We start from the raw sequence: 13747 nt of genomic DNA on the forward strand, positions 1-13747 counted from the left end.
GGTATTCAGCAGTATTCATTGCTGGCCGGCCATGCAAACACAGAGCTCTCTTTCTTCAGTAGATACCGCTCTGTATTGAGCAGTGAGTTAACAATCTTGGCAGACCTCCAGGCATTCAGGCTCAGATTGGGATTGGGCACACCCCATATCCTTTTGTTACCGTTCTGAATAAATATTTTATGCCCCGCCGGGCCATCCCAGCGGATAGAGAAATCTTCGTTCATGGACACTATCTGATCACCATTCCTGAATTCACCCTGTATGTTTTTCATGAACGCCGGTATCTTATGTTGATAACCTGTAGCCAGAATAATAATATCAGCATCCAGCACGGTGACATCCTTTTGCATAGACACACAGGTAATCCGCCGGGAAGAGCCGTTCACCGCCACTTCCTTCACTTCCATACCCGGGCTCAGATGACACATGCGCGGCCTGTTCTCTATCACCTCCATCTCATACAGCTTATTATAAATGTTTTGCAGGGTATCCTGACTGATGCCGTCTGAGGTGAGTTTCTGATAGTCCAGTAACTTATCTTTTATATTCAGCGGCAGCTTAAAAAAGAACTCGCTGTACGCCGGCGTATACAATTCATTGGTGAAAGAAGTATCATCGATAGGCAGATAATTATATCTGCGCGTGATCCAGTTAATAGACAAAGGCCCGTCTCCACTGCTTTCATTCAGCAGGTTATTGACGATCTCAGCACCGCTTTGACCACCACCGATAACGGCTACACGCTTATTAGCTACAATATCTTTACGCTGCAGATATTCAGAAGAATGAAACACTTCATTGCTGAGATGTGTTTTCATAAAATCAGGGATATAGGGTACCAGCCCAACTCCCACCACCAGGTGCTTTGCGGCAAACATACCACTGGTAGAATTCAGCAAAAATCTATCTTGTAAAAATGTTACATCTACCACATCACAGCCGAAACGCAGGTTAGCCATTTTACTGATGGCCCAGTTGTAGTACTGGTTAAACTCCTTCCTCTTAATAGAAGGAAATCTTGTCATGGAATGCCTGTACAGACGTCCTTCTTCTTTCAGAAAATTCAGAAAAGAAAAAGGGTTGGTGGGGTCTACCAGGGTAACCAGATCTTTCAGGAAAGAAACCTGTAGTCCCGCTTCAGGCATCAGCATTCCATTGTGCCACGCGAAAGAAAACTTTTTATCAAGGAATAAAGAGCTGATCTCATTCTGTGGATACAATAAGGCAGACAAACTAAGATTTGATGGGCCAATACCCACGCCTAATACGTCATACACAAGCATAGGAAATTATTTTTACAGGTCAACATCTTCAGGGAACAAAATGTCTGACGCTTTGCAAATAAAAAATTGTAGGTTCTATGTTAACTGGGGGTCAATTACCTGATTCTAGCATATTTCTCTCCAATAGATTTAATACTGATTTTGGGAATAAACACTGCCAGGCATCTTCAAACATGTTGTCTCCAGCAGTATTCCTATTTATTGTTGGCAAAACTAACCTGTTATATACATGTTATCAATCACCTGTTTATCAGATGTGAGATAAAGTTATTGTGACTGTCTGCAGCATATTTGCGGTGAGCCACCAGCCCCCGTTTCCACGCAGTATTACTGCGGCGAAAAGCGCTGCTGAAACGGTTTTCAAGAAACAAAAAACAGTCTCTGTGCCATCATACGAGCAGCACACAAACTGTTAATTTATTAAATCATAACAGATTATAATTGTAGCAGAACTATGAATCGTGATTATATCATCTATATAATTTTTACGGGAAAAATCCGGTAAGATTTATAGCATAGTTTATTGGTTTTCCGGTATCAACTTTACAAATAGCAGCAATAATGGAATCAGGACATTATAATAAGGAAAGCTACAACGAATGACTGCAACCGGAATTATAACAGGAAAGAAACAGCCTGTATCTTCAAGCTGAGTATCGTTTTCAATTTTTACCGTACCATCCATAAAAACCACCGTAACACGACGGATATCCGCTGCTATCTTTGGGTCAGTAAATCAGTATAAACTATTGATATCATGGAACAAAGACACCCATTACCCCCGTTCACTGCAGCAACAGCACAACAAAAGGTACAGATGGCAGAAGACGCCTGGAATACCCAGGACCCGGTGAAAGTATCATTGGCCTATACCATAGACAGCGAATGGCGCAACCGCTCCTCCTTTATTAATGGCCGCGAAGAGATCGTACAATTCCTGACCGCCAAATGGGAAAAGGAACATGCCTATAAACTAAAAAAGGAGCTGTGGGCTTTTACAGACAACCGTATCGCCGTTCGTTTTGAATATGAGTACCATGACGATCATGGGCAATGGTTCCGGGCTTATGGCAATGAAAACTGGGAATTTGATGAAAACGGCTATATGCAAAAACGATATGCCAGCATCAACGATGTGCCCATACAGGAATCGGAGCGCAGGATATTGTAAAAGATATTGTAATGGGCCGTGCTAAAACCGGCCCATTACAATATACTGTATCTTTACCGCAGGATGCCCGCCAATCCGGGCATTCATATATAATGAAAAAGGAGTTTCCGGTTTACGATATATGCAAATTTTCTTATTCTCAGGAAGAAGACGTCATTGTAAAACGATTTGCGCCCTACCTCCAGGCCATGCGGAAGCTGCATTTCCCACACCGGCATGATTTCTACCATATTGTTTTTTTCACCAAAGGTGGCGGTACCCATTCGATCGATTTCGAGCAATTTACGATACGCCCTTATCATGTTTATTTCATGGCCCCCAGTCAGGTCCATGGCTGGAATTTTGAAGGAGAAACAGATGGTTATGTCATTAATTTTTCGGCTTCTTTTTTTAAATCCTTTCTATTAGATAGCCAGTATCTCGAACAGTTCCCATTTTTCAGCGGTAATGCCGCTCTTTCAGCAATAGATATCCCCGACCACTACCGCCAGCAGGCCATTGATATACTGGAAAAGGCCGTTAACGAGGCAGAGGACACAGGTAAATACCGTACAGATACGCTGCGGGTGCTGTTACTAACGTTTTTTCTGCTGATGGCTAAAGCCACTCATCAGGATGACACGGTGAAAGCGGCCACCCATCATAATTATACTGTGCTGCGTAATTTCGAAAAGCTGATAGAAAAAGAATATCTCCAACAGCGACTGCCCAAATATTATGCTGAAATACTATGTATCACCCCTGGCCATCTTAATAATATTTGCCAGGAGCTGTTAGGCACATCCGCCGGAGATATGATCAGGAACAGGATTGTGCTGGAAGCAAAGCGCATGTTGATCCACCTGGATATGACCGTAACGGAGATTGCCTACAGCCTGAATTTTAAAGACAATTCCTATTTCTGTAAGTTTTTTAAGAATCAGACAGGACTCTCCCCCGAAAGCTTCAGGAAGAATATATAGGTTTTACCTTGCAGAAACGGGAATACCGGCCACCTGGCAACCCGTGCAGGTTGCCGGTAACCGGTAAGAAATAGTATTGCCGGAAAAGTTGATCGACTGTTTCATCATTCCCCTGGTTAGAGAATAATTAGCAACACTATTATAAGTTGAAATATTATAATGCCGGATTATTGGAATAGTCCGTCCATAGCTGATCTACAGATTTACCGGTGAGCTGGTTCCAGGTATTGGCCGTATAGGTTTTGTTTCGTAACGCGGTGTTAAGGTCATCTGCAATAGTGCTGCGTACATGGTTTTCGAGCCATACGAGGAAACGGGCAGTAACACGATAGGCATCTGTGTATTTTTGAGAAGACGACCAGTTGGGCAGCGACCATCCTGCAGGGCCGTTGTTGACACCATATTTATAACGGGCATAATCGGCAATACCTTCTGTCAGCCATCCTGGCGTTCCGCCCGTATATGCCTGAACGATATGCATTACCTCATGGGTTACCACATCTATATCTTCCGGATGGCTGCGAAACCAGGCCGGGCTGTAAACGCTCTGGTCACCGGAGGTGTAAGCCACCCCATTGTAATTGGGATCAATGAGGAAAGTTACTTTTTTTGTCGCGCCAGGATAAAATCGATTTAGCATTTTTGGATAAACAGTAAAGAAGGTGTTTACCAATCTTTGACGCACGGCATCGTCAAAGGTAGCATCGTTGTTGGTGAAGGTAAGCGTATAGCCGTTGCTGGTATAGATAACAGTACCTACAGGTGTGGTGGCAGCAGCGCTTACACTGGTTTGTTTTCCTCCGGGCATATTAGCCGGATTGTTTTGCGGATCAGGAGATACGAGGGCGGATTTGCTGCAGGAACAGAATAACAGCGTACATGCAACAATGGGAATGATGCAATCCTTCAATGGATATTTCATGTGGATGTTGGGTTCTATAGGGGGCTGATAAATCAGTCGATCTTATGTAAGATAAAGAAATCACTTCTATTTTCCCACAACATTTATCTAAAACTGACATTTTTTTGAGATAGATCTGTAAGAAGAACAAAGAAAAACGCAGTTTTATGTCATCGGCTGCAATACCTGACTATATCGATTTTGCAGTGTACCCTGATAATCAACTCATCTCATTTTCCACCACATATTTTTTTCCCCATTCACATATACTGACAAATATCGGCAGTAAATCTTTCCCCTTCCCGGTAAGAATATAACAAACTCCCACCGGAACAGTATCCGGAATTACTTCTTTAATAATAATACCCTCCTTCTCCAACTCCTTCAGTTTTCTACCTAGTACCTGCTCCGAAATATTGGGCAATTCATTCTTCAATAAATGAAAACGATTCAATCCCTCTGAAATTGAGTAAATGATCTGAGGAATCCAACGCCCGCTGAATGCATCCACGGCTGCATTTAATATACAGGATTCAGAAAGGAACTGCCTGTTGATAGCATTGCTGGAATTTTCCTTACGCATGACATCTCCGTTTTTATGGCTCACAATTTTGTTCGTTATTGTCCGGAACAATGAGCTGACTGATTTTTGCAATAAAATTACAGAATAACATGCAAACAATTTTAGGCTCCGGCGGAGCAATAGGCGTGGAACTAACCAAAGCACTGAACGTATATACCCATGATATCCGGCTGGTTAGCCGGAATCCTCAGAAAATCAACGACACAGATATACTGTTTCCGGCCGATTTGAATGAAACACATCAGCTAGATAAGGCCATTGAAGGCAGCGAAACCTGTTACGTTACCATAGGCTTCGACTATGATATCGCGGTATGGGAGGCTAAATGGTACGCTTTCATGCAACGGGTAATAGCTTCATGTATCCGTCATAAAACCAGGCTCGTTTTCTTCGACAATGTATACGCCATTGGAGGCAACCATGTTAATCATATCACCGAAACCTCCCCTGTGAGCCCTGTCAGCAGAAAAGGAGCCGTACGGGCAAAGGTGGATCAGCTAATTATCGAAAATGTTGAAAAAGGCAATATAGAAGCTATTATTGCAAGAGCTCCTGATTTTTTCGGGCCTGTTAAACACAAGAGTCTGATGATGGGGCTGATTTATGATAGTCTGATACAGCACACTCCCGCTAAATGGTTATGCAATGCAGACGTTATTCATTCCAGCGGGCTTACAAGAGACCTCGCCATTGGCACTGCCATGTTAGGCAACCACGACAATACCTTCAATCAGATATGGAATTTACCAGTCGCTACAGAAGGGCTAACCGGCAGACAATGGACAGAGCTATTTGCCACCGCATTAAATAAACCCCATCAAATTGAAGTCTTGTCTCATGACGCCATTGCAGCAATAGGGCTGTCAGATTCCATTATCCGGGAAACACATGAAATGCTTTATCAATACGACCGGGATTATTATTTTGACAGTACTAAATTTAATAACAGGTTTAACTACACTCCTACCAGCAATCGCGAAGCAGTGCAATTCACGGTGGAAAGTCTTGCTGTACAGTAAACGCAGATCCGGCTACAACAAACATAGAATTGGCTTCATCCTTCTCTTTATTGCAACAGAACTTTGCAGCAATAAAAAGATCCAAACATGAAAATCATCGTAACAGGCTCGCTGGGAAATATCAGTAAGCCACTGACCAAACAACTCATAGAAAAAGGACATGATGTAACCGTTATCAGCAGTAATGGAAAAAAACAGGATGAAATAACATCCCTGGGTGCTACCGCGGCTATCGGACAACTGGAAGATGTGAATTTTCTTGTCAACACCTTTACCGGTGCAGATGCAGTGTATTGTATGACACCATCCAATTTTGCAGAAAATGACCTCATCGCCTACTACCGAAAAATCGGAAAAAACTATGCACAAGCCATTGGAACGACTGGCGTAAAACGCGTCGTTCTCCTCAGCAGTTTTGGTGCTCATCTCAACAAAGGTACCGGGATCATCCTGGGCTCCCACTATGTAGAACAAATGCTGAACGAGCTGCCAGACGTGGCTGTCACGCATATGCGTCCCGCTGCTTTTTATTATAATTTGCACACATTTGCAGGCATGATAAAAAAGATGGGCTTTATGGCTGCCAACTATGGCGGCACAGACAAGGTTTTATGGGTTTCTCCGGCAGATATTGCTGAAGCGGTGGCCGAAGAAATTATCAGGCCTCATGGCCCTAAAATACGGTATATTGCCAGCGACGAACGCAGCTGCAACGAAGTGGCCGCTATTTTAGGCAAGGCTATTGGTCAGCCCCACCTGCAATGGAATATCATTCCGGGTGAGCAGATGCAAACAGGTCTCGAAGCGAATGGCGTACCTCCGCTGATAGCCAGCCTCCTGGTAGAATTAAATGCAGCCCTTCACAGCGGGATACTGGCAGAAGATTATTACCAGAACCCGCCTGCCGTAATGGGTAAAGTGAAACTGGAAGATTTTGCAGCAGAGTTTGCAGCCGCCTTCAACACCAACAATTAAATCATCATATGGCAGATACACAACCATACAGGATTAAAACCATCAGTGAATACCATCAGTTCAGGCATTTACCCAAACCTGAACATCCTTTGGTGAGTGTAATCAATTTTGAAACAATTCAAAAACGGCCGGATGATCCCCAAAATATTACACAGGATTTTTATGCGGTAGCGCTGAAACGGAATTTTAATGGTAAAATGAAGTATGGGCAGCAGCAATATGATTTTAATGAAGGAGTACTTTTTTTTGTTGCGCCCAACCAGGTATTTTCCATTGAGGCAGATGATGATTTTAAACATACGGGATGGCTGTTACTCATCCATCCCGATTTTCTCTGGAATACGCCACTGGCCAAAACGATCAAACGATACGAATATTTCAGCTATGCTGCTAATGAAGCCCTGCATCTGTCAGAGAAAGAAGAAACCACCATTACAACAATCCTGCAAAACATAGAGCGGGAATACCATTCCAACATCGATCAGTTCAGCCAGCCTGTAATCATTGCCCAGCTTGAACTACTCTTCACCTATTCAGAGCGGTTCTATCATCGTCAGTTTCTCACCCGGCAAATCCCCCATCATAAAATTCTCGACCGGCTGGAAACCTTGCTCACCAGCTATTTCAACAGTGATGAACTGCTGACAAATGGCCTCCCTACTGTTCAGTACATTGCAGATACCTTAAACGTATCACCTAATTATTTAAGTGGACTACTCAAGGTATTGACCGGCAAAAGTACCCAGCAACATATTCATGATACACTGATAGAAAAGGCGAAGGAAAAACTGTCTACTACAAACCTATCCGTCAGTGAAATCGCTTATGAGCTGGGTTTTGAACATCCCCAGTCATTCAGCAAGTTGTTCAAAGCCAAAACCAGCCTTTCACCGCTGGAGTTCCGGCAGTCATTCAACTGAACATTACAACAGACACACCTTTGTCCTGTATTCCTCCCGCAGTGCTTTCCATTATTTTTATCGGGTAAAATCTGTTATTCATTATCCATAAAAAACCAATCAACCATCTCTCCCCTACAACCTCTCCCTATAGATAATACTCCCAAAAACCTAAACCCTCATTATCATGAAAAAAAAAGCACTATTCCTTTTTCTGGCTACTATGGCCATCTCCGGCTGTACCAGAAAAGACAACCAAATCATTGAGCAAAATCCTGTACCTGAAGTAGCAGCAATAAAAGAACGCCGTTGCGCATCGTATGATGTACTGCAGCAAAGTTTGCTGGCCGATCCTTCCCTGGCAGGACGCATGGCCAGGATAGAACAGCTGACGGCCGATGTACAGAAAAACAAATCACTATACAGACTGCTACCGAATGGAACAATAGAAATCCCTGTAGTAGTGAACGTACTTTACAGAACAGCAGCACAAAACGTGTCCCAGGCGCAGATCCAGTCACAGATAGATGCGCTCAATGCAGACTATAACACCCTGTATACTGTGCCCCCAATTTTTGATTCCCTGAGAGCATCTGTAGGTATTCGCTTCTCGCTGAAAAACGTAGTGCGTAAATCCACTACCAAAACTTCCTGGGGCACCAACGACGCCATGAAGAAGAGTGCGCAAGGTGGTATCAATCCTACCACTCCGGACTCTGTACTCAACCTCTGGGTAGTAGGCGCCATGACCGGCGGAGTGATTGGTTATGCCCAATTCCCTGGTGGTCCTGCTGCCACTGATGGTGTTGTGATTGCCTATGACTGCTTTGGTACCATCGGTACTGCTGCCAGTCCGTTTAACGTAGGCCGTACAGCCACCCACGAAATAGGCCACTGGCTTAATCTTCGCCATATCTGGGGCGATGCCACCTGCGGCAACGACCTGGTAGACGATACTCCATTACATGATGCAGCCAACTTCGGTTGCCCTACCTACCCGCATCGCAGCACCTGCACCGGCACACCAATTGAAATGACCATGAACTACATGGACTATTCAGACGATGCCTGCATGGCTATGTTCACCAAAGGCCAGAAAACCAGGATGCTAGCCACTTTCCTGACTGGCGGCGGTCGTAACGGCTTTGCACACTAATTAAAACAAAGGGGAGAGATCACCAGCCATCGTATTCACAAACAAAAGCGGGTGCCTTCACAAAAAGGCACCCGCTTGGATTTAAAGTCTCAACAGTTTCATCAATCATATCCCGGGTTCTGCGGGAAGGTCGCTTTGTTATTCATGATATCTATCTCCTGCTGTGGTATAGGATAGAGCAAACGAAAAGCAGGCAGGTTAACCTTTTTGTTGGCCAGTATCTCCGAAACAACGCGGCCGGTGCGTATCAGGTCGAACCAGCGGTCACATTCAAATGGCAGCTCCAGCCGGCGTTGTTTATATACCTCATTACGGAAGCTGGCCTGGTCCGGCAGATCAGCAGCTGTCAGCGAAGACAGCCCCGCACGGGTACGTACCATGTTCAGGTAAGTATAGGCATTACCGGTAGTACTGTATCCCAGCTCATTCAACACTTCCGCCTGCATGAGCAACACATCTGCCAAACGCAATACCGGAAAGTCATTACCGGCCTGGCCATTCACCGGATCATCTACAAACTTGCGCGGCATCATGTTAGCATTACCTGCTGGCTTCACCGATTCCGACAACGGCTTGCGCTGGTCAGCATCATCATATGCTTTCTGCAGTGTGGTATCTACCGTGATCGTTTGTGAATTGGCATACCAGAAACCATGGCTCTGATTAGCCACTCCCTTGGCATAACGTACCGCAAACAATATTTCTGCATTATACTTGTTAGTAGTACTGAATACATCTGCCACTTTAGGCAATAGCGTGTATACGTTACTGTTAACAACATCCTGTAACACTGTTTGAGCAGGAGCATATTTTTTCTGATAGAGATATACCTTTCCCAGCAAGCCTTTGGCTGCCCCGCTGGTAACGCGCCCTGTTTCAGTCGAAGCATAGGTGGCCGGTAAATTGGCGGCTGCAAATACAAGGTCCGCTTCTACCTGCGCATAGATAGCTGCTACATTATCCCGCTTCAGGTTGCTCGCATTAACAGGATCTACTGCTGTAGTCAGCAATGGCACTGCTCCCCATAACCTTACCAGGTTAAAGTATGCCAATGCTCTGATAAAACGAGCCTCTCCCCTGATACGGTTCTTCAGTGTTTCATCCATTTGAATACCGTCCAAAGCAGCCAGCAGCGTATTACACCGGAAAACACCGTTATATACGCCTACCCAGGCATTATAAAAGTTAGTGTTACCGGAGTTATCTGAATAACGGTTGATCTGATAGTTCTGTCCTGAGTTGGAAGACGGATCCTGGTCTGTAAAATTATCTGCCCTGGCTTCCATCAGTACCTGAAAGGTAGCGCCATACTGGCTGCCCTGGGCAAGTGAGGCATAACAAGCATTAACAGCCGTAATGGCATCGTCTGCGGTTTTAAAGAACTGACCGGGCGCTATGGTAGAAACCGGATTAAGGTCCAGAAATTCTTTATTACAGGAGGTAAAAATCAATATCAGTAACAGGAGATAGCAATTATATTTTTTCATGGTTTGCTGCATTAAAAGGTGACGTTAAGACCAATCATGTAAGTACGTGCCAATGGGTAGGAGCCATAGTCTTCTCCGGCAGTAAGCGCATTTTCCGTGCGGTTGCTGATCTCAGGGTTGAATAAGGAATATTTGGAGAAAGTGAACGGATTCTGAACAGCGCCATAAATCCTTGCGGAGGATATGCCTGTGCGGCCAAGCAGTGCTGCCGGAAAGTTATAGCCGAGTGCAATATTTCTCACCCTGATATAGGATCCGTCTTCCACATGCCAGGAAGAAGTGATACCATTGCCACCTGTAGCTAGCCTGTTGGCGCGGTTTACCAGCCCGTTGCCCGGATTTTCCGGAGAAACGTAGTGGTCTTTTACCTCGCTCAGGTTGTTGAAGTTGCCTTCCACATTGGCGATGTAACGTCTGAAGAGGTTGAGGATCTTATTACCCTGACTACCCTGAATGGAAATGCTCAGGTCCAGGTTTTTATAGCGGACAGTATTGCTGAAGCCGAAGATATACTTTGGCTGGAAACTGCCTACAACGGCCCTGTCGTTAGCATCTATCTTGCCATCACCATTCACATCTTTAAATTTCAGGTCACCTATGCGAGTAGGGTTGCTGGTTTTGGCGGAGGTGTCCAGGTCCCGCTGATCGCGGTAAATACCATCTGTTACATAGAGATAATAAGAGCCGATGGTTTCACCGATCTTGGTGATAAAGTAAGTATTACCGGTACCACCTGTAGCAATGATAGGAGCACCGGAAGGTCCCAGCCTGGTTACCTTATTGGTGTTAAAGGCAATGTTTGCATTTCCTTCCAGCTGCCAGTCTTTTCCGATCTTTTTGTTGTACGACAGTGATATTTCAATTCCTTTATTGTTTACGGCTCCTACATTCTGCAGGTAGGTACTGAAACCGGATGCACCAGGAACAGGGAGATTAAGCAGCAGTTTGGTGGTGTTTGCGTTATAATAATCGATGGTGAAGTTCAGCATCTCATCAAACAAACCCAGTTCCAGCCCCAGATCAAAGCTGGCCATACTTTCCCAGGTGAGATTGGGATTAGCCGGACTGGTGATGGATACGCCGTTTACCAATGTGCTGTTGCCCAGAATGTAGTTACTGTTTGTATTGCTCATCTGTGCCAGTGATCCGTAGTTCGGGATCTGGAAGTTGCCGGTAAGACCGTAGCTGCTCCTGATCTTCAGAGAACTGATATGTTTTACTTTACGGAAAAAAGGTTCGTTGGAAACCTGCCAGGCGCCTGATATAGCGGGGAAGGAAGCCCATTTGCGGTTGATACCGAAACGGGATGAACCGTCACGTCTGATGGATGCTGTCAGAAAATATTTGTCGGCGTAACTGTATTGAGCCCTGCCCAACCAGGAATTAAGGCTCCATTGTTCAAGGTTGGAGCTGCCTGCATTTACCTGGCCTGCGTTCAGCGTGGTGATGATATCGGTAGGAAAATTATTGGCAGTAAGGGTATTGTGTTCCTGGTTTTCCTTCTGTACTGTAAATCCTGCGAGGGCATCCAGTTTGTGTTTACCGAAAGTGGTATTGTAGGTAAGGGTATGCTCTGTCAGCCAGTTGGTATACATATCCGTATTGGAGAAGCCTGTGGCTACAGAAGGCAGTGTACCGGAGGGCAGTGGTAAATTGGAAGGCCGGTAATAATCCCTGCGGAAGCTGTTCAGGTCTGTACCGGCAGAGATCCTGTATTTCAGGTTACGGATAAATTCATATTCCATATAGGCGTTAGCCGTTAGACGGAAATTTTTGATCCGGTCTTTTACCAGGGAAGCTACTGCAACAGGGTTAAGCTGATTGGTTTGTCCATAACCCCATACGTTTACAGAGTCTGCGAAAGTGCCATCCGGATTACGTACCGGGAAAATAGGTGCATAACCCAGCGCGAGGGCGATCACACCGGAGTTGGGTGCAAACCAGGGCCCTTCGGCATTTACCACCCGGTTATCAGTATAGGACGGTGTCATATTCACGCCAAAGCGGAACTTACCGGAGTTGCCATCAACACGGAAACGGCTGGAATAACGCTTGTAGTTGTTGTTGATCACAATACCATCCTGGTTAAAATAGTTGGCGGAAAAATAATAGGAAAGATTGGGACTTCCGCCGGTCATGCTGATGGTGTGGCTTTGCATGGGCGCCTGTCTGAAAATTTCTTTCTGCCAGTCGGTATTGGTAAGTCCCGGTTTATTTTCCAGATAGGGAAGTATTTGCGGCGGAATCCAGGTGGATGGGTTCTTTGGCCGGATGCTGTTGGGATCAGTGGGCTTACCGGTAGGCACAGCATCGAAGTAGGCATTGTTATGCCCTTCGTATACGAGCTTTGCGTAATCATAGGCATCCAGCACATCTACATGTTTATTTACATTCTGCAGACCATAGCTACCATCATAGCTGACAGTCATTTTACCGGCTACCCCTTTTTTGGTGCGGATCAGTACTACGCCGTTAGATCCTCTGGAACCATAGATGGCAGCGGAAGCCGCATCTTTCAGCACGTCAATGGAAGCAATATCATTCACATTGATAGATGCCAGCGGATTAAACGGCTGCTGATAACTATTTACACCGGGAGAAGCGCTACGGGTATCGTTGGTAATAGGTACGCCATCTATTACAAACAAAGGATTGTTGCCGGCACTGATAGAACCGATACCACGTACGCGAATAGATACGTTACCACCCGGTGCTCCATTGGTTTGCATCACCTGGATACCGGCCATCTTGCCAGCCAGCGCCTCGTCAAAAGAGGTCACTGCCTGTTGTTTCAGGTCAGATGAACGCAGGGAAGATACAGCGCCTGTCAGCTCCTTTTTTGTACGGGTACCATAACCCACTACTATCAGTTCACTCAACCCTTTGCTGGCTTCTTTCATCCGGATCAGCAACAGATTACCGTTACCATCTTTAACCTGAAACCCGTTTAATGAATTGTTTTCATATCCTACAAAACTGAATGTAAAATCATACAACGAACCGGGTTTCATTGCTTCCAGTCTGAAAAAACCTTTTTCGTCTGTTACAGTGTTTATCCTACCATTGCCATTGCGCTGTTTCACCATTACAGACACGCCGGGCAACGGCTGCCCGTCTTCACTCATAACGCTGCCCTTAATGGTTACAGCGAAGCCTGGATCCTGTGAATGAGCGTGCAAGGCACAGATTAATACTAAAAGTACACAGATGTACCTTTTTAATAGTCTGATCATTTTTTGACAGGTATTAATTATAGTTTAAGAATAGAAAGCCCGCCACCTGCACAATTGCAGATGCTGAAAGCATTATTT

11 protein-coding genes are annotated in these 13747 nt (G+C 45.0%); 6 read left to right on the forward strand and 5 right to left on the reverse strand.

Going from position 1 to position 13747, the window contains the following annotated elements; genetic code table 11:
• Positions 1-5: 5 nt before the first annotated feature.
• Positions 6-1283 carry a lysine N(6)-hydroxylase/L-ornithine N(5)-oxygenase family protein gene (locus DF182_RS05375; RefSeq protein ID WP_113614635.1) on the reverse strand — a complete coding sequence of 426 codons (1278 nt, stop codon included), beginning with the start codon at positions 1281-1283 and terminating at the stop codon, positions 6-8.
• A 757-nt stretch (positions 1284-2040) separates the two neighbouring features.
• On the opposite strand from DF182_RS05375, the gene DF182_RS05380 reads away from it, so the two are divergent.
• Positions 2041-2454, forward strand: coding sequence for a nuclear transport factor 2 family protein (locus DF182_RS05380; protein WP_113614636.1), 414 nt, complete (start codon positions 2041-2043; stop codon positions 2452-2454).
• 92 nt (positions 2455-2546) lie between these two features.
• Positions 2547-3416 (forward strand): AraC family transcriptional regulator, encoded by an 870-nt coding sequence (locus DF182_RS05385; protein ID WP_113616782.1) that lies wholly within the window; start codon positions 2547-2549, stop codon positions 3414-3416.
• Positions 3417-3570: 154 nt separating this feature from the next.
• Here the strand turns inward: DF182_RS05385 and DF182_RS05390 are convergent, their stop codons facing one another.
• Complete coding sequence (locus DF182_RS05390) at positions 3571-4338, reverse strand: basic secretory family protein (RefSeq protein WP_245957379.1); 768 nt, start codon at positions 4336-4338, stop codon at positions 3571-3573.
• A gap of 199 nt (positions 4339-4537) precedes the next feature.
• Positions 4538-4900 carry a winged helix-turn-helix transcriptional regulator gene (locus DF182_RS05395; RefSeq protein ID WP_113614637.1) on the reverse strand — a complete coding sequence of 121 codons (363 nt, stop codon included), beginning with the start codon at positions 4898-4900 and terminating at the stop codon, positions 4538-4540.
• 89 nt (positions 4901-4989) lie between these two features.
• Here DF182_RS05395 and DF182_RS05400 point away from each other — a divergent pair, with 89 nt between their 5' ends.
• The 4 genes from DF182_RS05400 to DF182_RS05415 all read left to right on the forward strand — a co-directional run bounded on the left by DF182_RS05400 (position 4990) and on the right by DF182_RS05415 (position 8949).
• Positions 4990-5919, forward strand: a complete 930-nt coding sequence (locus tag DF182_RS05400; RefSeq protein ID WP_113614638.1) for an NAD-dependent epimerase/dehydratase family protein — start codon at positions 4990-4992, stop codon at positions 5917-5919.
• Between the two features lie 87 nt (positions 5920-6006).
• On the forward strand, positions 6007-6894 hold the full coding sequence (locus DF182_RS05405) for an NmrA family NAD(P)-binding protein (protein WP_113614639.1): 888 nt from the start codon (positions 6007-6009) through the stop codon (positions 6892-6894).
• A gap of 8 nt (positions 6895-6902) precedes the next feature.
• Positions 6903-7814 (forward strand): helix-turn-helix domain-containing protein, encoded by a 912-nt coding sequence (locus tag DF182_RS05410; protein ID WP_113614640.1) that lies wholly within the window; start codon positions 6903-6905, stop codon positions 7812-7814.
• Between the two features lie 166 nt (positions 7815-7980).
• Positions 7981-8949, forward strand: a complete 969-nt coding sequence (locus DF182_RS05415) for a zinc metalloprotease (protein WP_113614641.1) — start codon at positions 7981-7983, stop codon at positions 8947-8949.
• A 101-nt stretch (positions 8950-9050) separates the two neighbouring features.
• Here the strand turns inward: DF182_RS05415 and DF182_RS05420 are convergent, their stop codons facing one another.
• Both DF182_RS05420 and DF182_RS05425 read right to left on the reverse strand, forming a co-directional pair.
• Entirely contained in the window at positions 9051-10436 is a 1386-nt protein-coding gene (locus DF182_RS05420) for a RagB/SusD family nutrient uptake outer membrane protein (protein WP_113616784.1), read from the reverse strand.
• Between the two features lie 11 nt (positions 10437-10447).
• On the reverse strand, positions 10448-13669 hold the full coding sequence (locus DF182_RS05425; RefSeq protein WP_113614642.1) for a SusC/RagA family TonB-linked outer membrane protein: 3222 nt from the start codon (positions 13667-13669) through the stop codon (positions 10448-10450).
• Positions 13670-13747 lie beyond the last annotated feature (78 nt).

Source organism: Chitinophaga flava (assembly GCF_003308995.1).
GTDB classification, from domain to species: Bacteria; Bacteroidota; Bacteroidia; order Chitinophagales; family Chitinophagaceae; genus Chitinophaga; species Chitinophaga flava.